General features: G+C 69.3%; 18 protein-coding genes and 3 pseudogenes. 11 read left to right on the forward strand and 10 right to left on the reverse strand.

Translation table 11 applies throughout. From position 1 onward, the window contains the following. Positions 1–90 precede the first annotated feature (90 nt). The 6 genes from ACIQFU_RS24750 (at position 91) to tpg (ending at position 7,006) form a co-directional block, all read left to right on the forward strand. Positions 91–894 (forward strand): response regulator transcription factor, encoded by an 804-nt coding sequence (locus ACIQFU_RS24750; protein ID WP_402554348.1) that lies wholly within the window; start codon positions 91–93, stop codon positions 892–894. Then, positions 884–2,770 (forward strand): sensor histidine kinase, encoded by a 1,887-nt coding sequence (locus ACIQFU_RS24755; protein WP_402554349.1) that lies wholly within the window; start codon positions 884–886, stop codon positions 2,768–2,770. Before ACIQFU_RS24750 ends, ACIQFU_RS24755 begins: the two co-directional genes overlap by 11 nt. Positions 2,771–2,900: 130 nt before the next feature. After that, a complete protein-coding gene (locus ACIQFU_RS24760) occupies positions 2,901–3,956 on the forward strand; it encodes a class I SAM-dependent methyltransferase (protein ID WP_402554350.1) in 1,056 nt (351 codons plus the stop codon). Positions 3,957–3,969: 13 nt separating this feature from the next. Next, entirely contained in the window at positions 3,970–4,143 is a 174-nt protein-coding gene (locus ACIQFU_RS24765) for a hypothetical protein (protein WP_402554351.1), read from the forward strand. 107 nt (positions 4,144–4,250) lie between these two features. Next, on the forward strand, positions 4,251–6,437 hold the full coding sequence (gene tap / locus ACIQFU_RS24770; RefSeq protein WP_402554352.1) for a telomere-associated protein Tap: 2,187 nt from the start codon (positions 4,251–4,253) through the stop codon (positions 6,435–6,437). Positions 6,438–6,448: 11 nt separating this feature from the next. Beyond that, positions 6,449–7,006: a telomere-protecting terminal protein Tpg gene (gene tpg / locus ACIQFU_RS24775; RefSeq protein ID WP_402554353.1), complete on the forward strand. Its 558-nt coding sequence runs from the start codon at positions 6,449–6,451 to the stop codon at positions 7,004–7,006. A 43-nt stretch (positions 7,007–7,049) separates the two neighbouring features. Here tpg and secY read toward each other — a convergent pair whose 3' ends face one another. Both secY and ACIQFU_RS24785 read right to left on the reverse strand, forming a co-directional pair. Then, positions 7,050–8,363 (reverse strand): preprotein translocase subunit SecY, encoded by a 1,314-nt coding sequence (gene secY / locus ACIQFU_RS24780; RefSeq protein WP_402554354.1) that lies wholly within the window; start codon positions 8,361–8,363, stop codon positions 7,050–7,052. Positions 8,364–8,568: 205 nt separating this feature from the next. Beyond that, positions 8,569–8,862 (reverse strand): annotated as a pseudogene (locus tag ACIQFU_RS24785) (YciI family protein); the annotation flags it as partial. A gap of 4 nt (positions 8,863–8,866) precedes the next feature. On the opposite strand from ACIQFU_RS24785, the pseudogene ACIQFU_RS24790 reads away from it, so the two are divergent. Continuing rightward, positions 8,867–9,514 (forward strand): annotated as a pseudogene (locus ACIQFU_RS24790) (DUF1838 family protein); the annotation flags it as partial. A 95-nt stretch (positions 9,515–9,609) separates the two neighbouring features. Here ACIQFU_RS24790 and ACIQFU_RS24795 read toward each other — a convergent pair. The 6 genes from ACIQFU_RS24795 to ACIQFU_RS24820 form a co-directional block, all read right to left on the reverse strand. Then, the gene (locus ACIQFU_RS24795; protein ID WP_402554355.1) at positions 9,610–9,858 is read right to left on the reverse strand and encodes a hypothetical protein; all 249 of its coding nucleotides are present in this window, start codon (positions 9,856–9,858) and stop codon (positions 9,610–9,612) included. Positions 9,859–10,538: 680 nt separating this feature from the next. Further along, a complete protein-coding gene (locus ACIQFU_RS24800; RefSeq protein WP_402554356.1) occupies positions 10,539–10,838 on the reverse strand; it encodes a hypothetical protein in 300 nt (99 codons plus the stop codon). Positions 10,839–11,562: 724 nt separating this feature from the next. Continuing rightward, positions 11,563–14,241: a Helicase associated domain protein gene (locus ACIQFU_RS24805; RefSeq protein WP_402554357.1), complete on the reverse strand. Its 2,679-nt coding sequence runs from the start codon at positions 14,239–14,241 to the stop codon at positions 11,563–11,565. Further along, entirely contained in the window at positions 14,238–14,714 is a 477-nt protein-coding gene (locus ACIQFU_RS24810; RefSeq protein ID WP_402554358.1) for a hypothetical protein, read from the reverse strand. Before ACIQFU_RS24810 ends, ACIQFU_RS24805 begins: the two co-directional genes overlap by 4 nt. After that, complete coding sequence (locus ACIQFU_RS24815) at positions 14,704–15,093, reverse strand: ankyrin repeat domain-containing protein (RefSeq protein WP_402554359.1); 390 nt, start codon at positions 15,091–15,093, stop codon at positions 14,704–14,706. Before ACIQFU_RS24815 ends, ACIQFU_RS24810 begins: the two co-directional genes overlap by 11 nt. A 122-nt stretch (positions 15,094–15,215) precedes the next feature. Next, the gene (locus ACIQFU_RS24820; protein ID WP_402554360.1) at positions 15,216–15,779 is read right to left on the reverse strand and encodes a hypothetical protein; all 564 of its coding nucleotides are present in this window, start codon (positions 15,777–15,779) and stop codon (positions 15,216–15,218) included. A 198-nt stretch (positions 15,780–15,977) separates the two neighbouring features. On the opposite strand from ACIQFU_RS24820, the gene ACIQFU_RS24825 reads away from it, so the two are divergent. The 3 genes and pseudogenes from ACIQFU_RS24825 to ACIQFU_RS24835 all read left to right on the forward strand — a co-directional run. Continuing rightward, complete coding sequence (locus tag ACIQFU_RS24825; RefSeq protein WP_402554361.1) at positions 15,978–16,274, forward strand: hypothetical protein; 297 nt, start codon at positions 15,978–15,980, stop codon at positions 16,272–16,274. 1,081 nt (positions 16,275–17,355) lie between these two features. After that, positions 17,356–17,976, forward strand: a complete 621-nt coding sequence (locus ACIQFU_RS24830) for a hypothetical protein (RefSeq protein ID WP_402554362.1) — start codon at positions 17,356–17,358, stop codon at positions 17,974–17,976. Between the two features lie 35 nt (positions 17,977–18,011). Continuing rightward, a pseudogene (locus tag ACIQFU_RS24835) lies at positions 18,012–18,256 on the forward strand (DEAD/DEAH box helicase family protein); the annotation flags it as partial. A 1,039-nt stretch (positions 18,257–19,295) separates the two neighbouring features. On the opposite strand, the gene ACIQFU_RS24840 reads toward ACIQFU_RS24835, so the two are convergent. Both ACIQFU_RS24840 and asnB read right to left on the reverse strand, forming a co-directional pair. Continuing rightward, the gene (locus ACIQFU_RS24840) at positions 19,296–19,460 is read right to left on the reverse strand and encodes a hypothetical protein (RefSeq protein WP_402554363.1); all 165 of its coding nucleotides are present in this window, start codon (positions 19,458–19,460) and stop codon (positions 19,296–19,298) included. A gap of 173 nt (positions 19,461–19,633) precedes the next feature. After that, a complete protein-coding gene (gene asnB, locus ACIQFU_RS24845; RefSeq protein ID WP_402554364.1) occupies positions 19,634–21,475 on the reverse strand; it encodes an asparagine synthase (glutamine-hydrolyzing) in 1,842 nt (613 codons plus the stop codon). A 1,826-nt stretch (positions 21,476–23,301) separates the two neighbouring features. Between asnB and ACIQFU_RS24850 the strand changes: the two genes are divergently transcribed. Then, positions 23,302–23,532 (forward strand): hypothetical protein, encoded by a 231-nt coding sequence (locus ACIQFU_RS24850; RefSeq protein WP_402554365.1) that lies wholly within the window; start codon positions 23,302–23,304, stop codon positions 23,530–23,532. The last annotated feature ends 47 nt before the right edge of the window (positions 23,533–23,579 follow it).

The following is a 23,579-nucleotide window of genomic DNA, read 5'->3' on the forward strand; positions in this document are numbered from 1 at the left end:
ATGTCAGAGGACTGTCAGGAAGCGGTGTTCCTGTCGTGCTCCCGCTCACGAGGGGCCCGAGCACCGTGCGGGCGTTCCTACACTCGGCACATGTGTGCGCATGTGGTCGTCGCCGAGGACGATGCCAAGCAGGCCGAGCTGATCCGCCGCTACCTGGAACACGAGAGTCACGCGGTGACCGTCGTCCAGGACGGCCGGGCCGCGCTCGACGAGGTCCGCCGCCGACTGCCCGACCTGCTGGTCCTCGACGTGATGATGCCCGGCCTCGACGGGCTCGCCGTCTGCCGGACCGTCCGGTCGGAGGCCGGCCTCGAAGGGCTGCCGGTGCTGATGCTGACCGCCCGGTCCACCGAGGACGACCTGCTGCTCGGCCTGGACCTCGGCGCGGACGACTACCTGACCAAGCCCTTCAGCCCGCGCGAGCTGATGGCCCGGATCCGCGCGCTGCTGCGGCGCAGCGGACGCACCCCGGCGACGCCTGCCGCGGCGGCCGGCGCACCGGGCGCCGTACGGGTTGCCCCGGGTGCGCCGTCCGTCCCGGACGGTGCGGCCCTGCTGACCGCGGGCGCGGTGACCGTGGACCCGGCCCGGCACGAGGTCCGGGCGCACGGCAGGGGCATCACCTGCACCCCGGGCGAGTTCCGGCTGCTGGAGGTGCTCGCCGGCCGGCCGGGGCAGGTGTTCACGCGGTCGCAGATCCTGGAACGGCTGCACGGCTTCGACCGGTACATCACCACACGGACGGTCGACGTGCACGTCATGAACCTGCGCAAGAAGATCGAGCGGAACCCGCGCCGGCCGACGACCCTGGTGACCGTGTACGGCGTGGGCTACAAGCTGTCCGACGACCCACACCCGTCCCGGGCCGCCGGGGACGCGCGCGATGAGGCCTGACACCTCCGCACGCGGGGGCCCGGCCGTACTGCCGAGGCGCAGCCTGCTCCTGCGGCTGCTCGCGGTGTCGGCCCTGGTCTCGGTGTGCTCGGTCGCGGCCACGGCGTGGGTGGTCGTACGGACGACGGCCGTGGCCATCCGGCAGGAACAGGGCAAGGACCTCGCCGACGACGCGAAGACGTACGACACGCTGGTCGGCTACGCGGCGCGGCACCGGACCTGGGACGAAGTGACTTCCACCGTCGTCGAGTTGGGCCGCAGCACCGGTCACCGGATCGTGCTGCGCGACGGTGACCGGACGCTCGCGGACTCGGCTCCGGTGCCCGGCCACCCGTACGTCCCCGCACCCAAGCCGACCGCGGTCGTCGACCCGCTGTCGGTCGACCCGCAACTGCTGCCCGCCGCGGCCCGCGAGGACGGGATCGACCCGCGCGCGGTCGGCCCTTACCGGCTGTCGGACGCGGAGCGCGCGCGGCTGCTGGAAACGGCCCGGGAGGTCGTCTCCTGCCTGCGCAGGGTCACGGGGATCACCGCCGGGGTGGTGGTCGGCGCCGGCGGCCGGCCCGCCGTGCGGACACCGGACGAACAGCCCGTCGACCCCCGGTGCGAGGAGAGCGCCCTGAACCATCCGGTGCCCTCGGAGACCGAGGCGCTCGGCACCCTGAACACTCTGGTCGGCACCTGCCTGACGCGGCGAGGGCTGCGGCCGGTGACCGTGCTGCCCGACGGAACCTGGCGGACGGCGCGGCCACCGGCCCGCACCGCCACGGCCCCCGCCCTCGCCGCCGCCCCGGACAAGGACGTCCGCGACTGCGTCGCAGGCAGCCGCAAGGAGCAGCTCCAGCCGTACGTGGCACCCGCCGCCCAGCTCTACGTCAGCAGCCCCGGCGGCCGGAGCGCGACCACCTTCCTCGACCTGTCGGCGCCCAACAAACTGCGGATCGCGTGGGGGGCGGCGCTCGTGCTGCTGGTGACAGTCGCGGTCACCGCCTTCGCCGGCCTGCGGCTCGTGCGGCCGCTGCGCCGGCTCACTCTGGCCGCCCAGCGGATGGAGGCCGGGGACGTCTCGGCACGCGTCGAGGTGACGGGCGGCGACGAGATCGCCCGGCTGTCGGCCGCCTTCAACGCGATGTCACGGCGGCGCGAGCAACTGGAGTCCGCCCGCACGGCCATGGTGAGCGACGTCGCGCACGAACTGCGCACCCCCCTGAGCAATATCCGCGGCTGGCTGGAGGCGGTCGAGGACGGCCTGGTCCGGCCGGACGGGAAACTGGTGGCCTCCGTACTGGAGGAGGCCCTGTTGCTCCAGCACGTCATCGACGACCTGCGGGACCTCTCGGCGGCCGACGCGGGCGAACTGCGCCTCGCCACCGAGCCGTTGCACGTGGACGACCTCCTCGCCCAGACGGCCCGGGGCCACGGCCCGCTCGCCGAGGCCGCCGGGACACGCCTCGTGGTGGGAGCGGAACCCGGCCTGACGATCCGGGCGGACCCCGTACGGCTCCGGCAGGCGCTCGGCAACCTCGTGTCCAACGCCGTCCGCCACACCCCGCCCGGCGGCACCGTCGGCCTGCGGGCGGCCCGTGAGCCGTCGGTACCCGGCGGCGTCGGCGGCGACGCCACCGCGGCGGGCGGAATCCGCATCGAGGTCTCCGACACGGGCTCCGGCATCGGGCCCGAGGAACTGCCGCACGTCTTCGACCGGTTCTGGCGGGCCGAGAAGTCCCGCTCGCGCCAGACCGGTGGCAGCGGACTGGGCCTGTCGATCGTGCGCAAGCTGATCGAGGCCCACGGCGGCACGGTCGAGGCGCACAGCACCCCGGGCGTCGGTTCCACCTTCGTCCTGCACCTGCCCGCGGGCGAGCACACGACGTGAACCGATCGCACGCCCCGGCACGTTACAGGGAAAGAGCCAGGTGAGACGCCTGGCGAGGAACTGGGGCTGCCAGTCGTTTCCTCCCCCGCCGAGCACCGGTGGGAGAGGTCGAAGCCGAAAGAATGAGCACATGTCGGATGAGAACCGCGTGATGGAGTTTCTCGGGCAGGTGGTCGCCGACAACGCGGCCGCCTTCGCGGGAGTGTCGACGTCCCTGGGCGTCCGCCTCGGACTGTACCGGGCGATGTCCGGAGCGGGCCCGCTCACCTCGGAGGAGCTGGCCGGGCGGACCGGTCTCGTCGAGCGGTACACCCGCGAGTGGCTGGCGGCACAGGTCGCCGGTGCCTACGTCCTGTACGACGCGGAGACGCACACGTACGTGCTTCCGGACGAGCACGCGGCCGTACTGGCCGACTCCTCGCTCCCGACCTACGTCGGTGGCGGCTTCACCATGCTGAAGGCCCTCTACGGCGCCGAGGAGGCACTGGCGGACGCCTACCGCAACGGCGGCGGCGTGAACTGGAAGGACTACGGTCCCGAGCTGGCCGAGGGCGTCGCCGCCTTCTTCAAGCCCGGGTACGACGCGGTCCTCGTCCAGGAGTGGCTGCCCGCCATGGACGGTGCCGTGGCCAAGCTGCTGCGGGGCGCCTCGGTCGCCGACGTGGGCTGCGGCTTCGGCCACTCGACCGTGCTCATGGCCAAGGCGTTCCCGGAGTCCCGCTTCCGCGGCTTCGACTTCCACGGGCCCTCGATCGAGAGGGCCCGGAAGCTGGCCGAGGAGGAGGGCGTCGCCGACCGCGTGACCTTCGAGGTGGCCGCCGCGCACGACTTCCCCGGCGACGGCTACGACCTCGTCACCTTCTTCGACTGCCTCCACGACCTCGGTGATCCCGGCGCGGCGCTCCGGCGTGCCGAGAAGGCCCTCGCGGACGACGGGAGCTGCCTGGTCGTCGAGCCGAACGTGTCGGGCGAGCCGGGGGAGAACGTCAATCCGGTCGGCCGCTCCTTCGCCTCCACCTCCGCCGTGCTCTGCCTGCCGACGGCCATGGCGCAGGACGGCCCGCACGCACTCGGCAACCACCCGGGCCAGGACGCCCTCGCGGCCGTCGCCGCCGAGGCGGGTCTGAAGAGCTGGAGGCTCGCCGTCGAGACGGTCACCAACCGCATCTACGACGTCAAGCGCTGACGGCGGCACGAAGGTGACCGTCGAGCCCGACAGCCCCGTTCCGTCCATTCCGCCCGAACTGCCCGACACGGAGTGCCCCGAGTGCGGAGCCTTCGGCATCCACCGGGCACCGAGCAGTCACCCGGCCCTCCTGTACCTGGCGTGCCCGGACGAGGCATGCGGCTGGCACTCGGGCCACCTGGGCTGACCTTCCTCACCGGCACCGCCCGACACCCCGCCGCGTACGCACAATGTACGGTCGATGTACGCGGCGGGGGTCGTGCCTGGGTAGCATGACGGCCCAGGAGGTGTCCCATGCCCGGTCTGTTCGACGCGGTCGACGCACTGGTCGCGTCCCGCGCTCCGCTGCCGCCGCCGGAAGAGCGCAAACGGCTGCGGAAGGCCCACGGCCTGACGGCCGAGGAGGTGGCCGCCGCACTGAAGGTGCGTCGCGCGACCCTGTCCGGCTGGGAGTCCGGCAAGACGGAACCGCGTCCACCGGAGCGTGACGCGTACGCCCGCCTGCTGAAGCAGCTCGCGCAGCTCTACCCCGCCGCAGAGGCGGACACGACACCGGTGCCCGAGACGCGCGAAGAGCCCGCCCCGGCAGCCGAGACGGAGGCCGCGACCGGGGCCGGGGCCGTGAACGCGACTTCACCCGCGGCGGCGCGGCGAGACCGAAACGCGCCCCGGCCCGCGAACCGGAGCGCTCACCGGCCCCAGCGCCCCGCCACGGCAACGCCGCCCCCGGCCGACACCGCATCCCACGCCACCGACCCCCGCTTCGAGAACGGCCCGCTCGCGGTGGTCGACGTCGAGGACGGCCGGGTGCTGGCGTACTGCACCGGCGGCCTGGTCCTGGACGTGCCCGCCAAGAGCGTTGCGGCACTGGTGGACTGGACCCTGCGCGAGGCGCGGCTCGGTCAGCCGAAGCTGGCCGGGGCGGGCAAGGACGCCGACCCGCTGCTCGTGCTCACCGAGGCCGCCCTGGAGCGCTACGGCCTGCCCGTCGCCCTCACCGAGGAGGAGCGGCTCGCCGGGCGGATCCCGGAGAACCACAAGGTCGTCAAGCAGCTCGCGCGGGCCGACTGGAAGCTCACCAAGCGCGGCTTCGGCCCGTGGGCGCGCATCTACCGCCCCGCCCAGGGCTCGGAGCGGGCCTGCGTCCAGCTGTGCGTCCCGTCCTGGCACGCGCTCGACTCCCGGCACTGGGGAGACGCCGCCCGGCTCCAGCCGGCCGAACTCGCCCACCTCCTCGGCGTGTACGCGTCCCGGGTCATGACCCCGCGCGGCTCCACCGCCGTCACCGGCCTGGAGCTGATGACCGCCCTGCACCCGCCCACCCGCGCCTCCGCACCCGGCCCGGACGGCAAGCGGCGCTCCGAGCACAACCCCGGCAGTCTGGGCAAGGATCCGGTGGACTGCGCACCCTGCGAGGCACCCGACGGGCATCCCCTCCTCACCGACCTGCCCAGGTTCCACGTACGCGGCCCGTCGGAGAAGCTTTTCGAGGAGGCGTACGACTGGGCACGGCCGCTCACCGACGCCGAGTGCATGCGCCGCAACCTCGTCGGCATCGATGTGAACATGGCCTTCGCCGCCGGCGCGAACGGCCTGGTCGTGGGCCTGGGCGCGCCGACGTACGTCGAGAACCCGGTGTTCGACCCCAAGCTGCCCGGCTCCTGGCTGGTCGATCTGAGCCACGTCGACCTGTCCCGCGTGAAGGCGGGCAAGGAGTGGGTGGACCTGGACGGCGACCTGCTGCCCAGCCCCTTCACCCCCAAGGGCGAGCAGCCCGGGGGCCCCGCCTGGTACGCGACACCGACCGTCGCGTACGCGGTGGAGCTGGGATACGAGGTACGCCCGCTCGAAGCCTGGGTCCGCCACGACAACGGCCGCTACCTGGACGCCTGGTACAACAGACTGCGCGACGCCTACCTGGCCACGATGGCCGACCTCGGCGTCGGCACGGACCTGCCGCCCGAGGACTTCCTGGCGGCGATGACCGACTACCGCCGGCGTGATCCGCAGCTGGCGATCGTCGCGTCCGCGATCAAGGCAACCGTCAAGGGCGGCCTGGGCAAGCTGCGCGAACGCCCGCGCGGCGAGGGCTGGCGGCCGGGCCGCCCGTGGCGTGCCCTGTCCCGGCCCACCTGGCGACCGGACATCCGCGCCGCCGTCATCTCCCGCACACGTGTCAACATGCACCGCAAGATCGTCAGGCATGCGGTGTTCACCGGCCAGTACCCGGTGGCGGTTCTCTCCGACTGCGCGGTCTACGCCACCGACGGCACCTCGCCGCTCGACTTCCTCCCGTACCGCCAGGGCAAGCCGCTGCCGGGCGGCTTCAAACTCGGGGTGAATCCGGGCCTGGTGAAGTGGGAGGGCACCCAGAGCGTGCTGTGGGGCGAGGGCGTCCGCGAGCGGTTCGACGCTCCGGAGCTGAACCTGGCCCGGTACATCAAGGACGGTACCGTCACCGAGCAGGACAACGGCGAATAGAGGAACGGACCATGAGCATGTTCGGCGACGGCCTGGAACACGCGGTGCGGAAGTCGTTCACGCGCCCGGCACCGAAGTCGGCCGGCGCGCGGATGCGGTACCTGGTCAAGCAGCTCAAGGGCACCCGAGCCGTCGCCGACCTGCTCCGCGTCTCCCAGCGCACCGTCGAACGGTATGTGAAGAACCAGATCAGAAACCCCCGCCCGGACCTCGCGGCCCGCATGGAACGCGAGGTCACCAGACGCTGGCAGCCCCAGATCCGGGCCAGGGCCCGCGAGCGGGCGGTCACGACCGGCGGCATCGTCGTCGACACCCGAGCCCGCCTCGGCTACACCGCGCCGATCGGTACGACCGACCAGGACCGCATCCGTCACCTGACCGTAGCCCTGCCGCCCCAGCACGCCGCCAGGCTCTTCGACGCCCATCAGCAGGGCGCGGACGACCAGCGCCTGCGCGAGATCACCGCCGAGGCCCTCAAGGAGGTCTACTTCCAGGACAACGGCCGCCGCGCCGGCCAACTGGAGGAGATCCGTTTCACGGACATCGAACACCTGGACTTCGAACTCTGAACCCTGCGAGCCCCGCACACGAGGACACCGAGGACGACGGGCTTCAGCGCAGGAAACCCTCGTAGTGACGCTGCTGGAGCTGGCTCTCGATCTGCCGCACGGTCTCCAGACCGACCCCGACGATGATCAGGATGCTCATCCCGCCGAACGGGAAGTTCTGGCTGGCCCCGAACCCGGCCAACGCGATCGTGGGAACGAGGGCGATCAGCCCCAGATACAGAGCGCCCGGCCAGGTGATCCGGTTGAGCACGTACGACAAGTACTCGGCGGTCGGCCGCCCGGCCCGGATACCTGGGACGAAACCGCCGTACTGCTTCATGTTGTCCGCGACCTCGTCCGTGTTGAAGGAGATGGCGACGTAGAAGAAGGCGAAGAACACGATGAGCACGAAGTACGGGGAGATGTAGAGCGGGTGGTCGCCCCTGGTCAGGTTCCGGGTGACCCAGGTCTTCCAGCCGGACCCGCCACCGGAGAACTGCGCCACCAGGGCCGGCAGGTAGAGCAGCGACGACGCGAAGATCACCGGAATCACGCCCGCCTGGTTCACCTTCAGCGGGATGTACGTCGAGGTGCCGCCGTAGGAACGGCGACCGATCATGCGCTTGGCGTACTGCACCGGAATGCGCCGCTGCGCCTGCTCGACGAACACGACCAGCCCGACCATGGCGAGGGCGACGACGACGACACCCCCGAACTCGATGCAGCCGCCGGCCAGCTTGCCCTGCTGCTTGATCGACCACAGCGCGGACGGAGTGGTGGCGGCGATCGAGATGAACATCAGGATCGACATGCCGTTGCCGATGCCCCGGTCGGTGATCAGTTCCCCGAGCCACATGACGAGACAGGTACCGGCGGTCAGGCAGACGACCATGGTGACGGTGGTGAACACCGACCGGTCCGGAATGACCTCCGACGCCACCGAGCAGCCGGAGAACAGCGCGCCGCTGCGCGCCGTGGCGACCAGACCGGTGCCCTGGAGGACAGCCAGCGCCACGGTCAGATAGCGGGTGTACTGGGTGATCTTCGCGGTGCCGGACTGTCCTTCCTTCTTCAACGCCTCCAGCCGCGGGATCACCACGGTCAGCAACTGCAGGATGATGCTGGCCGTGATGTACGGCAGGATGCCCAGTGCGAAGACGGTGATCTGGAGCAGCGCACCCCCGCTGAAGAGGTTGACCAGCCCGAACAGTCCCCGGCTGTCCGAGGCCTGCCCGACACACTCCTGGACGGTCCTGTAGTCGACACCCGGAATCGGGACATGGGCACCGAGCCGGTACACCACGATGATGCCCAGCGTGAAGATCAGCTTCTTGCGCAGGTCAGGTGTTCTGAACGCGCGGACGAAAGCGGTGAGCACGGTGCCTCCTGCGGCCCTCACCCGGCTGCGCCACGCGAGAACCAGCGATTCCTACAGAACACAACGGCACAACAACGACGGCTGCCGGCCCAGAACCGGCTCGGCACATGCGCACGACCGTCGCCAGCCCACACATGTTCCGACACCTGCTCAACGGCAAGTACGACAGATCGACTCACATGTGTGCAGAAGTCTGTCGCACCGCCTACGCCAGTGTCTCCCGGTACCCCGCCAGCTCCGGAGCCGTCTTGGTGGCGACGAACTCGGTGATGCGGTAGGTGCACACTCCCGCCTCGACGAACGGGTCGTTCGCGGTGATCTCCTCGATCCGCGCACGGTCCTCGGCGACGGCGAGGATCACCCCGCCGTCACGGGGCCTCTTGCGCCCTGACGCCAGGAAGACGCCCTGCTCGTAGAGTTTGTTGAGCCATGTCACGTGCGCTTCTGTCGCGGCGTCGACGGCTTCGAGCGGGGCGCTGTAAACGGTTTCGAGTACAAATTTCTGGGTGCCCGGTGTGCCTTACGAGCGGGTTTTCGGTTTTGAGGGGGTCAACGTGGCCCGTCTGGTGGTGGACCCTGGGGCCGGGGAGGATGCCTATCTCCTGCTCGCGCGTGAGGCTGCTTTCTATCTGGATCCTGTCACGCGGGAGATTCTGGAGGTCTGGCAGGACCTGCCCGTCGTGCACGTGTGGAACGGCCCGGCGAATCAGAAGTGGCGTCCTTTCCCCGTCCCGGTTACCGAGCTCGGTGGGCAGGTCTGTTTCAGTCTGGAGGTCCCGCTCTCCTGTCCCTCTCCGCTGCCGGTGGCCCAGTATCCCGTGCACTCGGCGGGTGACACGTACCGGGTTCTGGAACTGTTCCAGTTTTTTGCCGAGCGTGCCGACCTGGCCGGTGCGGTCCCCGGTGTTCCGGCTGTCATGTCCTGGATGCGGATGTCGCCCTGGGTGCTGGGGATGGCTCGTGGCCGGCGGGCTGGCGGGCTGGCGTTTCATTGCCGGGGGCGCAAGCTCGGCTTGTACGAGGAGGTTCCCGAGCGGATTCGTGCATGTATTGCTGAACATCGGCCGGAGTTGGCCCGGGCGCCGGAGCAGTGGAGTGTGCCCAACGAGACGAGTTGGACGTATTTCCGTTGTCTCCACCCTTCCAAGTAGCGGTACCGTTCCCCGGCCGGTGTCAGACCGTGAGCCGGGTGGTGTTGTGTGGATGGTGTGGGGGCTGTCGCAGGGCCGGTATCGGGTGGGACTGGTCACGTCCCGCCGGCTGTGTGGCCTCGCCCGGCTCCGGTCTTGCTGCCATGTTCGCGGCGCTGGTGGCGACCGTCCTCGGCATGGTGCTTGCTCGGGCTGTTGGTGTCGATTTCGGGGCCGCTGCTGGCGGGACGGTCCTGTTGTCCGGGTTGGCTGTCGTGAGGGGCTTTTTCTCGGTTGTGGGCATCGTCATTGCTGTTGCTTTTTTCGTTGGGGCGTGTGCCTCGCTGGAGGAACTCGATTTCCACGGTCGTGGCCTGTGGGGCATGTGGGAGACCATTGTCGCCACCGGGCGCCGCTGCGGCGGGGTCGTCGGGCTGCGGCTGGGCTGCGTCGGCTGCTACCGCGGTCTGGCGATGCTGTGGCACGACCAGGTCAAGGCCGGCAACTGCAGCGAGGGTATCCGTGTCCCGGAGTCTGTCTACCAGTGCCTGGATGCCCGCCGTACCAAGACGCTCCAGTTCTTCGAAGAACGCTACGGCCGTGTCCCACCGGCGCTGAACGTTCCGGCCTGGCCCTGTTCTCCTCTCGCATCCGTAGCCCCAGCGGCCGACGGCCGGTCTCCTACGGACACTTCAACCGGCGTTTCGAGACCTGGATTGCCGGCCTCGACCTCGGCGGCGCCTACGTCGCCCGCCAGGCCCGCCGCACTCTGGTCACCGGCCTGCTGCGCGCCGGCGCCGCACTCACCCACATCCGCTGCTGCCTCGGCCGGCTCTCCGAACGCATGGCCGAGCACTACGTGAAGATCACCAACAGTGACCTCGAAGACGTCCTGGACACCATCTGGGTGGCCGGGCCCGGCGCCCCCAACCCAGGCGGACTCCTCTGCGGCGGCACCACCCCCCGTCAACCGCGAGACAGCCCTCGCCCTGGCCCTGGACCTCTCCCGCCGCAGCACCCCCGCCGGCGGCGGATTCTGCACCTGTCAACCCGTCGTCGACGCGGATCCTGCCCCTGGAGACTCGACTGCGCGAACTGCGCGAACTGCGCGAACTGCGGCAGCCTGGTCTTCTCCGGTGCCGGTCTCCTCTACTGGCGGCGCGAAGGTGAACAGTGGCGCTCTGTCGCCGGGAACGCCTTTGACGATGCTGCCGCCGGCTGCCTTCACACTGTCTTCGAACCCACCGTCCAGGCCATCGAAGGGCTCGGGCAGGCCTTGGCCGTCCTCGGTATTCTCGATGAAACCCTCACCCTCGACCTGCGGCGTCTCCAGGGCTATGTCCACTGCACCTGGGGTCCCGCTTTTGCGTGCCCGTGATCTCGCATCACTGAAGGCGCCCGACGACGCCACAGGACAGGCATGAGCATGTCCCGCGCCGACGCGGCCGTCTGTGCCGGCCGCCAGAGCCGTCCAAGAGATGCTTCAACGCTTTCAGAGCGTCCTGGCGGCTGCAGTTTGCGACCGTACGCCTGTCACCGTCGCGGTCCTCGCCCGTACCGTCCGTGTCTCATGCTCCGTTCTCTGGCAAAATCAGCAGGCCGGAGCTCTGGTCGAACAGGTCACCCGCACTAGCAGGTCCCAGTCCGGTACCTTCTGCGCCCGCAGCCGCACGCACTCCGTCTGGGGGGAGTGTGCCCTCAACCTGGGGGGAGTGTGCCCTCAACGCGGAAGACGGGTTCGCCCGGGCCCAGCGGGAAATCTGCACTCAGTGCTCCGGCATCGCAGGACTCCTCGGCAAGGTCCGCGACCTCGAGCACGGTCTCTCCGAAGGTTCACTTCAAGGGGTCGTCACCGGGAACATCGCGGTGAAGCAGTACGTACGGCGGCTCACCCAGGACGTCCAGCGCCTTCGAGAGCGTGTGGCCAGCGCCTGTCAGAACAACCGCTTCCTGGGCGAACGCATTGCAGGTCTTGAGGCCCAACTCGCGCCGTATCTCGCCACATCACCCCCGCGTCCCTGGCCCGGCCGCGGGTCGATGCCAAACGAGAGGTTTCTGGCCGAGGAACGTCAGATCCAGTCGATGCCCAGCTTCCGCAGTGCGTTGAGCTGCTCCTGCGAGAGCTTGTCTCGTCGCTGCTTGGTGTTGGAGAGCCACACGCCGAGTTTCACGGTCACTGGCTCGGCTTCGGTGTCGATCACGATCTTCTCGGCATGACCACGCGGTACGGGCCGGTGGGCGCCTTCCCGTTCGACCCACTGTGTCAGGGCTGCCAGTCCGCGCTGGAAGGCTTGCTGTGTTTTGCTTGGGCCCTTCGCCGAGCGTTTGGCCGTCGGAGCGGGAGACGGAGCTTCCACAGGCTTCAAGCCCAGTGTGGTCAGTCGCTTCTGCTGCTCGGTGGACAGCTGTTTCCAGGTGGCCGGCTGGGTCTGCCGCTTCAGCCAGTGTCCGGTGTCGTCGCCGTCGATCTGCACGCCGGGTGCGATGTCGGGCAGCAGGCCGCCGGGTTCGTCGGCGGCGAGGTGGGCGAGGTGGCGGTAGTGGCGTTGCCAGTCCAGGGGCCAGGGGCAGTTCCAGTCGGGGTCGATCGAGGTCAGCTGCGCGGCCCGGGTCTCCGCGCGTTGGGGGTTCTTGCCGAGGCCGTCCTTGCGGCGCAGGTTCGCCAGTAGCTGCCCCACCGGTACGAGGCCCTCGGTCTCGCTCTCGCCCCAGACCGTGTCCTGGCGGGGTGCGAGGTGTCCGGTGGCCCGCCGGTAGGCCCGAAGGACGGCGAGCTTGGTCTCCCAGGCTTCTTCGCTGGGCTCCCAGACCATGCCCGCCCCGGGGGCGTCGAGGAGCCTCTTGCGGCATGGTTCGAGTTCCCCGGTCCGTAGCGCTTTTCGCTGCTGGTGGACCCATCGCCCAAGAGGAAAAGTCTTCGTCGCTCCCACTTCGACCTCGACGTCGTAGGGCACGGCGTGCAGGCCGGTGATCTTGTTTTCCTTCCGCCAGCGGAGCAGGGCCTGGTGGCCCTCCAGCCAGACGAGTGACTCCGGCCGGTAGACGCGGGTACGCAGGAACGCGGCGATGGTCGCCGCGTCCCGGGGGGAGGAGAAGTGGAGCAGGGCCGACTCGGCAGCGGCGTCGGTGTCGTCCTGCTCTTGGTCCTCGCCGTCGGCCCCACCGCTGGTCCCGACGATCCGCCCGTTTTCGTCCCGCTGGATGTGGGTCTTGCGCGTGCCGCTGGTGAGGGCGCGGGAGGCGAGCTGTTCGACCAGGCGCTCGTCGTGAGAGCGCAGGCCCTGGAGGACCGCCACGAGCGGCTTGAAGCTGGCGGAGGCGACCATGTCGGCGGGGTCTTCGCCGGGCTCGAGGAAGACGGGCACGATGATCCGCGCGATCTTCGTGGTGCCGTCCCGGTTGAGCCGGAGTGCCCGGCCGATGTTCTGGACGATCTCGACCTGGGAGCCGCGGGTGTCGGCGAAGCAGATGGCCTCGACTCCTCGTTCGCCGGTGATGTCGACACCTTCGCCGAGCACGCGGCAGCTGGCGAGGAACGCCCGGTGCACCCTGCGCCCGGCTGCGTCGATGCCGTTGGCGAACTGGCGCAGGGCTTCGCGCCGCTCGGTGACGAGATGGTCGCCGCACAGCCATGCCGACCACACTCGCTCCGGCGGTACGTGCCGGCCGGCTTCCAGCTCGTAGAAGGCCGCGCCGATCGACGACGCGGGCAGCTTCTCCGCGGCCGCCAGGTCCTCGTCCGAGGCATCGCGTGCGTACAGCTCGGCTGCGGTCTTCGGCAGTTTCTCCGCGAACGCGGCGGCTTCCTCGACCCTCTGGTGGAACGTCATGACCGTATGCAGGTTGTACGCCGCGGCGTGCTCCAGGAGCGCGGTCTGCAGAAGGGCCAGGCGCCGGCCTCGCTGCGCCTCATCCGGTTCCCCGGGGATCGGCGCAGGGTCGCGGATCTCCAGCACGTCGATCTCGAAACCCGCGAGGATGCCCCGCTCGATCGCCTCACTCAGGCCGAGCTCGGCAAGCCAGGGACCGTAGGTCTGGGAGTCCTCGCCCATCGACGCGATCTCCAGCTCCTGGCCGCCCGCGCCCTTCTGCGGCCGGGGCGAGGCGAGGATGCGCGGGGTCGCGGTCAGGTAGAGCCGGAAGTCGGCGGGGATCCGCTGGTTGTCGTGGATCGCCGCCCACGGCCGACCTAGATCACCTGCGGTTGAGTGGGCTTCGTCGATGATGGCGAGCGCGAAACCGTCCATCTGCTGTCCATACAGCCGCTCCCCGCCGGCCAGAGCCGCCTCCAGCGGCCCACGAACCTTCCCCTGGCCCATCGGGACGTCGAAGTCCTCACGGTCCACCAGGGAGGCGTACGTGGCAAACACGACCACCGGCCCGGACCCGGCCCACAGCGCAAGCTGGATCGCATTCGTGGTGGTGCGCACCCCCAACGAGCCCAGCACCGGGTCGTTCTCCAGCGAACACACCGCCACCATCGGCGCCCGATGCCCGACCGCCCGCCACGCCTGGGCGGTCTGCGCGAGCAGGTCCAGGGTCGGCACGGTCACCAGGATCCGTCCGCCCGGGAAGCACTCCAGCGCGCTCGCGGCAGCCGTGATCGTCTTACCGGATCCGGTGGCGGACACCAGCGTGCCCCGGGCCCCCTCAGCAGGCACAGAAGATCTTGCAAAGAATCTGACCCATTCCCGAATACTCATTTTCTGGGTCACCTGATGTTCCCGGAGGCTGATCACAGAACTCATCCCTTTCTTTTTCCGGGTGGCATCAGGTTTCTCCACCACGATCCCGAGGAGGCTGCAGACGCGCCAGAGGCAGAGGCGGGGCAGGGGTACCGGTCGATCCCGCCGCGTGCGGGCAGCTCGTCCTCGTAGTCACAGGCGGCTACGGCCTTGAAGCCACCGAGCCACAGTGCCTCAAGTACGGTTGTGACGGCCTGCACCACCTCGTCCGGCGTCCCCGCGGGGGCCTCACACTCCAGCACGGTCGGCCACTCCAGAAAGTCGAAAGGGCGGGCGCGCCGGCCGGTGGCGTAGTCGTTGTGCGCGCCGGCCACGCGCATCGGCCCGACGGTGAGTTCCGCACCGTCGCCCTCGAGGCCGAGGGAGTCTCGAAGCCGGCCCACGACCCGCGGGGCGGCCACCGCGTCCACGAAGACCGAGGCGTCGCTGTAAGGGGAGTCCGGGTCGAGAGACGAAGGCCCGCGATCATTGGTCACGCGCGCTCTCCGGGGATCTGGCCGGGGTGAGGGCGAGGAAGCGCTGGAGCAGCCGCTGGGCTGGTTCGTGGTGGTAGTACTCAGCGATCTGCAGGGTAGTCTCGCCGTCGATGGCCGGCAGACGTGGGTCGGCACCGCAGGCCAGCAGGATCGCCGTGGAGGCTGTGTGCAGCGGGTAGTTCGCCTGCACGTGGCCGTCGCCTTCCAGGTCGATCGCGTGAGTCAGCAGCGTGTGCCCGAAGCACACTTCGTTTGGGTCGGCTCCGGAGTCCAGGAGCATGGAGAGGGCCTCGTACTCACTGATCTCCACGGCCTGATGCGCCGGTGTCCACGGCTCCACCTCAGGCCAGGAGCCAGGCCCCAGCGCATCGGAACCCATAGCACCCTTCCCTTCTCCACCGGCCTTCCTGGGCCATGGCTGTCAGATCAGCGGACGGACCACGGGCCTAACGCGACGAGGCTGAATACAGCCCCGACCTGAACGAACCAGAAAGCAAAGACTTACCAACCATGCTCAGGCGGGCCGATAACGTCCTTCCCGATGAGGCGTGCAAGGTGCCGCGCCCTGTCTTCGTCCCCGGGATAGACATGGACGTAGACCGTATGTCCCAACGCCGGTCCGTGGTTGGCGTCCATGCCGAAGCAGGCCTGAACGCCCGTGCGTGAGTACTCGGGACCGAGGTCGAGCTCCGGGACCGCCGGCCAGCCGAGACCCATCCAGGCGAGCTGCCCCCACACCGCAGTGGGCAACACCTCTACGGCTTTAGAGAGAACGTCCCCTTCCAAGACTTCTTCCGCGGCAAGTTCCATGGGCAGCAGTCCGGCCAACACCTCGGCATCGTCAGGCAGCTCGACGCCTCGAAAATCAGAACGGCGGTGAGAGAACCACGCCTCGGGGAAGAGGCCACGGGCCTTCAAAACATCCTCAATTTCGCGAAGCTCAGCATCGAGGTAGACAGTTTCGCCTTCATCAACTTCTCCGCATCGGACAAGATCAGAAGCCACAGAAACGGTGCTCGCTACGTCAAACATCCGATAGACCGGATAGGCCTGCGTGTTCCCCATCAATGCCTCCCCCAAGCTCTACGAAACGAGGCTGCCACGCCCCGAACACCTGCTACCGGGTGTCCCCTAGATACGCCAATGCTACATGCCGCATCACATCGAGAGGCAGACTTCCGAGACCCTCGGCAGATCCCCTCCACGAGATCCCGTTCGACCCCGATCCCGATGGTCATCGTGCATCGGGGTACACGGCGCCGCATGGCACCGAAGACCGAACGCATCCAGTTCCTGCGGGCCGTGCGGCAGCTGCACCGTATCCGCTCCTTCTACACTGCGGCCATCCTGCTGTGGACGGGGTCCGCGGCCTGGACCGGCTGGCAGGCTCCGGGGAGCCGGCAGATGTGGGTGTCCGTCCTCCTCCTGACCGTCTTCACCGTACTGCTCATTACCGCGAGTCTCGCCCTTCGGCGTCTCGCCGTTCCCGCCGCGGGCCGGCCCGTGCACCACGCTGCCCCGCACAAACTGTCAAGCATCCGCCGTCACGCTCACGCCTGAGGCGCCACCAGGACGCGATCTAGGCAAGGAATGAGGAGCTCTCCGTAGCCGCTCCCAAGGAGTGCAAGATGCAACGTTCTGGCTCTCGTGTCCCGCTGTCATGGGCCAAACCGGGTAACAGGTGGGGACCATGGATCTACTGGCCGATGCTCTCTATCAGCATCGCCTTGTTAGCGTGGCGAGTGATCGACGGTGAGGGCCCTGGCCCCATCGTCTTTGCGGCCGGCCAAGTCCTCGTGTGGATCTGTCTCCTGGCCGCCAACCACACTGCACGACGCAAGCAGGCGGCCCTTTGAGCCGGTTACGCAAGCGCTCTCGGGGCGTCTGCAGGCCGACTGTCCGGCACGCCTGCGGGCATGGGATCGGTACCGTCTTCTTCCCGCTCATGCTCCTGGGGACTCAGTACCAGCTCAAGAAGAACAGGCGGATCACGCAAGCACCGAAGACGCCACCAGCCACCTCCTCCTCGTAGGCGCTCGGATCGTAGACCCGTTGGCGGCCCCGCGCAGCGGGGCCAGCCTTTGGAAGTGGGCAGCACTTCCGGATGGCTGGAGCGCAGCTGCAAGCCTCGCAGCTCCGGGAGCGCAGCGGACGGAGCGTCACCAACCCGGCGCAGCCGGGTTGGTGAGCGGGATGCGCAGCATCCCGCCAAGCGCTCACGCGGAGCGTGAGCGCGAACACTCGCGCGCAGCGCGAGTGTTCGCTTGCCCATCGCGCAGCGATGGGGTACCCGCTCCGCGGGTGCGCCAGCGGGGATGCTGCGCATCCCGCTCAACCCTCATGCCACGCATGAGGGTTGATGCTCCGTCCGCTGCGCTTCCGGAGCATCGGGGGCTTCGCCCCCGATGAGAGGCTTGCGCAGCGCTTCAGCCTCTGGGGCGGGTTCGCTGTGCTCCCCCGCCCGCGCGCTCCTTCGGCTTCGCCTGCGGAACTTAGGCCCGCTAACGCGGGCTGAGCTAGCTACCGGGTGGGGTGTCGAGGGTGGAAGGTTTATTGATGGCTTGGCTGCATCATAGTGATCAGCATGTACCTTTGGTAGAAAGGTGGGACACCCTGATCTGAGATCATCGCTTTGTAGGAGATGAAACGCGTAAACCCGGCTGGAGAAGAAACCGCTTCATCCTGTCATCCTTCGTGGGACATACTGATTCTGGCGCGTGCCGCCTATGAAGCGGCTGTTTCGCCTCACTACGAAGTGATCTTGTGGGAGGTTGCGCAGCGAGTCGATCGCACTGGCAGTCTCGGCAAGACCGAGATCTCGGCCTTGATCGTGTGGAAACGACTCTCCGTGCAAACTCGTTGGGTCACATCCCTCATGTCGCTACCCGACAGTGATGTACGGGCCGTCACGGGGCGTGCTGTTGCTTCGGTCAGGGACCTCGGTGTCTCTCGTGGCGAGGCGGCTCGGGCGGGGCGCAGCATCATCTCGGGACTGCCAGGATTTCGCCACGGTGACGCTCTTGCTTCGGCGATCCTGACCGCGGCGGCTCCTCAGCGGATGGCGGTGTACGACCGGCATGTCCAGTGCGCCATCGAGGTCCTTGGGCTGACTCTCACAGACGAGTCGGGGAGCTATGGCCGCTACATGGCTCTCCTCGACGCCCTCCTCGAACACAGCGGAGGGCGCGCAGAGGGCTGGAGGGCGCGTGACATCGACACCGCTCTGTACTGGGCTGGGAAAAATCATCAGGGCAAGCCGTAAGCCTAGAATCGACTGGTTGAGAGAAAAGATTTGGGGTGCAACGGATTGCCCTGAAGGAACACCAAGTCGATCAGAGGTCAGCTTTCCGTAAGTGGGTGGGATTTCCTGAAAGATCATCTGTGCCCCCGCGGGGTGCCGGGGGCACGATCGTGTCAGCGACTGGGTCGGGCAAGACGGCCACGGTCGCCGTGTGTGCGCTGGAGTCGTTCGCGGACGGCCGGATCCTCGTGACTGTGCCACCCTGGACCTGCTGGCACAGACCGCCCAGGCGTGGCGTCTGCGGTGTCGACAGGTTCGGACGCGCGTCGCTGTCGGAGCCGACTCCAGGGCCCGCTCCGCCCGTCGCATCGCGTCGTCCGGCTCCCACGCCTGGCTGCCGTCACCCGGCGGCTCGCTCTGCCCGCCTGCGGGCGCCGACGGCTGAGCAGACGACTGGTCCTCTGCGCCGTCCGGCTCCGGCGTCGCGTCGGCACAGCCAGTGAGCAGAGCGATCACTGCGACGCAGACCGGCAGGAATCGACGTTTACGCATGTGTCCACCGTTGGTAGAGGGTCGGTGACGGGGCCGTGGCCCCGCCGCCGCCTCAACGTGGGTTGTTGCTCACTCGCCTACGGCGATCCGTCGCAGCAGACCGGGGCTGCACACGGAGTCGCGGGATTCTTCGGCGGGCCGGCCACCGAGTTGCCCGCGCAGTCGCGCCGTGCTCCTGGCAGGCGGGTCAACAAGCCGGTGCTCCCGGCTCAGTGCGTCGGCCCGGGTGTTTCCGTAGACCGTCACTTCACCATCGGTCCAGCGGACGAAGAGGTCGTCCTCCCACAGGTTGCAACCGAACTCGCCAGGCGCGAGACCACGGGAGTGGGCCACAACTGGTTCGCGGGCTTGAGCCCCGTTCCCCTTTCAGACTGTTGGCGCCGAGGTCCTCGCAGACAGTGAGTTCGCCGTCGGACCAGCGGACGAGCAGGTCGAAGTCGTCGCCCTCAGGTGATCGTGGCGTGGTTCTTCCACAGGGCACTGGGGCCTGCAGTTGCTGTGCGGCGTGGAACCCCGCACCATCGACGTTGGTGTGCCTCGTCACCTCGCCGTTGGCCCGGCGTACGACCACGTCGTCGGGCCACGTGTTGTCACCGGACTCTCCGGTCGCCACGCGCTTGGTGTATTTCCACGTCGAACCGGTTGCGGCGATCTTGATCTCGTTCGCCGGATGCCGGTTTCCGGCGGGCGGCGGTCGGCGGTCGGCGGTTTCGTCGATGTCCTTGCAGGTGGTGGGCCGCGCGCTGCCCTCGCGTTGCGGCTGGCTCCTGGCCGTGTGGGTGCGGCCGTCAGAGGGCGAATTCAAGGTGCGCGTTGTCCCTGAGCGGGGTCTCTTGCAAGCCTTCGGCGCGGCGGTCACTGTCCTGGAAGTACACCCATCTTGAGTACGTCCACCCGCTCTCCTGCAGGTGGGCGTCGGCGGGACGGGCCTCGTCCGGGAGCCTTGTACTCATCGTTGTGCCCACGGGTTGTTCCGTGCCGTCCGGCGGTGCCGGCCGTGCTCCGTGCCCGACGCGGGAGACCGCATCCCTCCCCCCGTACGAACACGTCCAGGGCCGGTTTGCCGGGTGCTCGTCTCCGGGCGCCGTGCCGGTTGACCCTGCCTCGGGGGCGGGGGGCGAGTCGTTCAGCTCAACTCGAGTTCCGGGCGGTAGAGGTCCAGCCAGAGGGCGAGGTCGAGGGCGCGTTCCAGGCCGCGTCGGTCCGCCTGTCCGTTCATCGGCGTCTCCCGCTCGGCGGCCTGTCGCAGGCGGGCGGGGTCGACGAGGTCGAAGACGGGGTGGCCGGTGTGGGTGAGCAGGTCCTTGGCCTGGTCCTGGAGGGCCGCCGCGTACTTGGGGTCCTGGGTGGAGGGGTAGGGGCTCTTGACCCGGCCGTACACGGACTTCGGCAGCACGTCCGCGGTCGCCTCGCGCAGCAGGGTCTTTTCCCGGCCGTCGAAGGACTTCAGTGTCCAGGGGGTGTTGTACACGTACTCGACGAGCCGGTGGTCGCAGAAGGGGACGCGGACCTCCAGGCCGACGGCCATGCTGGCGCGGTCCTTGCGGTCGAGCAGGATGCGCACGAAGCGGGTCAGGTGCAGATGACAGATCCGTCGCATCCGGTACTCGAAGTCGCTCTCGCCGTCCAGGCGCCGGATACCGGTCACGGCGTCGCGGTAGCCGTCGGCCACGTACGCGGGCAGGTCCAGTTTGGCCGTCACGTCGGGGCGCAGCACGTCTGTGTCCTGTCCCATGTGACGGCTCATGGACACCAGCCAGGGGAAGGTGTCGGCGTGGCGTGCCGCCTCGTCGAAGAACTGCAGGTAGCCGCCGAAGACCTCGTCGGCGGACTCGCCGGACAGGGCCACGGTGGAGTGGTCGCGGATCGTCCGGAAGAGCAGGTAGAGGGAGGCGTCCATGTCGCCGAGGCCGGCCGGCAGGTCCCGGGCGCGGACGACCTCGGCGCGGATCTCGGGGTCGGCGAGGGCCTGTGCGTCGAGCACGATGTCCTGGTGGTCGGTGTTCGAGGCGCGGGCGACGTCGTGGACGAAGGGGGTGTCGGGGGTGCCGCGGAGTTCGTCGGCGATGAAGTTCTCGGTTTGGCCTGCGAAGTCCACGGCGAAGCTGCGTACTGTCTCGCCGTGTCCGTCCAGCTGCCGGGCGGCGAGCGCGGTCATCGCGGAGGAGTCCAGTCCGCCGGAGAGCAGGGTGCAGCGGGGCACGTCGGCGACCAGCTGGCGGCGCACGATGTCGTCGAGGAGTGAGCGGACGTGTGCGATCGTGGCGTTCCTGCCGTCGGTGTGCGGGCGGGTCTCCAGCTCCCAGTAGCGGCGCTGGTGCGGGCCCGAGCGGTCGATTGTGACGACGGTGCCGGGCTCGACCTCGCGGATTCCGTCCCAGACGGCGTGGCCGGGCGTCTTGATCATGGTGAAGAGTTCCCGCAGGCCGTCGAGCCGGACGCGGCGGCGGGCCAGTGGATGGGCGAGGATCGCCTTGGGCTCGGAGCCGAACAGCACGCCGTCCGCGGTCGGGTGGTAGTAGAACGGCTTGATGCCCATGCGGTCGCGGACCATGACGAGCTTGTTCTTGCGGCCGTCCCAGAGCGCGAAGGCGTACATGCCGTTGAGGTGTTCGGGGAGGGCGTCTTCCCATTCGAGGTAGCCGCGCAGCACGACCTCGGTGTCGGAGCCGGTGGCGAAACGGTGCCCGCGGCCTTGGAGTTGACGGCGGAGTTCGGTGAAGTTGTAGGTCTCTCCCGAGTAGACGAGTGCGACTGTACCGTGGGGGGTCTCGGTGCTCATCGGCTGCCGGCCGCCGGGCAGGTCGATGATGGCGAGCCTGCGGTGGCCGAGCGCGGCGGGGCCCTGCGTCCAGATGCCGTGGTCGTCCGGTCCGCGGCAGGCCATCGTCTCGGTCATCGCGTCCAGCGCCGCCTTCTCGGTGCCGAGATCGCGGTCGAAGGAGACCCAGCCGGTGATGCCGCACATACGTTACCTCCCGCGTCCGGCCTGCCGGTCGACTCTGCACAGTCGTTTGCTTTGCGGCTGCGAGTGAGGCCGACAACGAACCGGTTGTAGTTGCCATCTATATTTTGAGCGTGCGTCATGCGAGTAGGCGGGGTCAATATGGCCGTGATGCGAGGGGCATGGGTCATCCCTCATTTCCGGCCGTCCTTTGCGGTCGCGATACCTTCCGCCGCCCTCGGCCAGGGCGTTCGCCACGCGGAATCGGCCACACGCAAAGTCTTCACCAACCGCCGGCCGTCTCCGCTCCGGACCGGGCGGTCCGCGCACGGCGGGCGGCCGCGTGTCAGTCAGATCGGTGTGCCGGCGCGGGACACCGGCGACATGCCGGAGGAGGGGCTGTGCAGGACGGCCGCGGTGCCACCGGCCGGCGGCACCGTGAACACCGGCCGCGCCGGCGGATGGCGGGTGTGTCCGGCATGCTGTCCACGTCGCCCGCGTCCGGTCCCGGTCCGCAGGACTCCGGCGGGTGCCCTTCGGGCACATCCCGCCCAGGGGCCGGCCAGTAGCCCGGCCCCTGGGCGGGCTGGAGCTGACGGCGTGGGAACGCGCGGGGTCTCCTGCGCCCGTCCCTGGCCACTGGGCTCGCAGGGCCGCTGAGGCACGTCCTCGCCCGCCTCCCGGCGACGGGCCGGACGGCCATCCGCCCGGCAGCGCACCTGACGTCCTCATGGACGACGCCACCGGACGATGGCTGAAGCGAAAGTGCCCGCCGGCCAGCCGCCCGGGAACAGCCGCCGGCCGGGCAGCGGCACCGGCTGACCACGCTCGGCGTGCAGCACGTACAGGCACCCCCCGCCCCGGCGTCCAGGCGCGCGGCAATGGTCCGACCCGGCCACTGGACAGCAGGCGTTCTGACGCGGCCTGCGGACGGGCGGCCCGCGCGCGGTGCGCACGACCCGGCTGCAGTACGGCCGGGGTTCGGCGACGGACTCACTGTCAGTCACCGGGACCGGACGTGCCTTCCTGCAAAGACGTCCGCCGCCACGGCTGCCCGTGCCGGTTCCCTCGCCTCGGTGGTGTCGACGGTGGGTCCCGGCCCCGCTGGAAGGTTTCGGCCCGCCCGTGTCCGGGCCGTGCGGGCGGCGGGTCAGGACGGTGCCGGGGAGGAACGCCCCTGGAGCGGCCCCGCCCCGGAGAGGGGGTGGCGTGACGCGGCCGTGCCGGCTCTGGAGGTGACCAGGTGCGGATGGTGGTCCGCGGCGGCCGGCAGCGGCCGGCCGGCCCATGCAGTCCGAGCGGCTGCCCCCCGGCAGGAATGCCCACGGGCAGAGCCTTGCCGGCACCCGCCCGTGGGCGATGGCTCACAGGGACTGACAGCCGGATCGACTGCGCCCACGAGTTCGCACACGCGCGCGCAGGGCGCGGAAGTGATGCGTTCACCGGGCGCCAGCTTCGTTCCGGTCCGCACTGATGCGGAGGTGCAGGCCGATCCTGCGCAGGTCACCGGATTCCTGTGTACGTGCGTGCCGCTCCGCGAGAACCTGGACGGGGCCGTCGCGGAAACGGAGCCCGTGCGGGCCGTCGAGGAGCACAGGGGCGCAATCCCGGAGCGGCCGGCGGTCGTGGAAGAGGCCGCCGGGCGCGCGGCGCGATGGGAGGCGGAGTCCTCATCCGGTGACGGCTTCGCCTGGTGCGTGTGTGCCGTCCCATGCTTCCGTTCGCGGCCTTTGGGGCCACGTGACGTCGTATGACCGGCAGAGCAGCAGGCGAAACGGTTCGCCGGCCCCGTCCGCAGCCATCGGCTCGCTCTCTGGGACGGCGCCCCCACCGCGCGTAGGGTCGGCAGGGTGACACGCCGGAAGACTTCCCTCCCGCAGGCTGTCCCGGACCCGGAGACGGCCGCAGCTGCGGCGGCGTTCCTGGAGAGGCAGGAGATCACGCATACGCAGTGCGGGCAGTGCGGTACGGAGATCGCCGGAGTGAACGGACTCTACAGCTGCGGCGTTTGCGGGTGGTCGAACCCGTGGTGGGAGAGCAGCAAGGAGCTGCCGACCGCCGACGACGACATACAGGCATAGAGACGCTCTCGACGGGTGTCCGGAGGCGCAGCGCTTTCTCCTCTCGG

Origin of the sequence: Streptomyces sp. NPDC093065, from assembly GCF_044754585.1 — a bacterium.
Taxonomy (GTDB): Bacteria; Actinomycetota; Actinomycetes; order Streptomycetales; family Streptomycetaceae; genus Streptomyces.